Source organism: Flavobacterium cupreum (genome assembly GCF_003996965.1).
Taxonomy (GTDB): Bacteria; Bacteroidota; Bacteroidia; order Flavobacteriales; family Flavobacteriaceae; genus Flavobacterium; species Flavobacterium cupreum.
Map to the genome: position 1 here is coordinate 1 of NZ_QWDM01000068.1, position 499 is coordinate 499.

Genomic DNA, 499 nt, shown 5'->3' on the forward strand with positions numbered 1-499 from the left:
GCAATTGGTTATAAAGCCTGTATGATGGGCTACAAAGTAATGTATTTTAATATCAATAAACTTTTCTCTAAACTTAAAATGGCTAAAGCTGACGGCTCTTACATAAAAGAAATTAATAAAATAGAAAAGCAGGACCTCATTATACTAGATGATTTTGGGCTTCAATCATTAGATAACTTTAAAAGGCAGGATCTTATGGAGATAATTGAGGACAGGCATGGGAAAAAATCAACTATTATTGCTTCGCAGCTCCCAGTTGAATCCTGGCATGAAGTCATTGCTGAACAAACCATTGCAGATGCAATTTTAGACAGAATCGTTCACAATGCTCTTCGGATAGAATTAAAGGGAGAATCAATGAGAAAAAAGAAAATAGAAAAACAACCAATAGAGTAAAATAATTTTATACTTTTAAACTACTTTTTAGACACCTTTTTGAGTTCATTTATACTGCTCACTTTTATCCAGAATTAGGTGCTCACTTTATCCAGAATATCCA

At 32.5% G+C, this 499-nt stretch carries 1 protein-coding gene; it reads left to right on the forward strand.

The genetic code is table 11. The features are described 5' to 3' along the window. A partial coding sequence (locus D0817_RS24830) for an ATP-binding protein (RefSeq protein WP_161568469.1) occupies window positions 1–396 on the forward strand: 396 nt, incomplete at its 5' end. Between the last annotated feature and the right edge of the window lie 103 nt (window positions 397–499).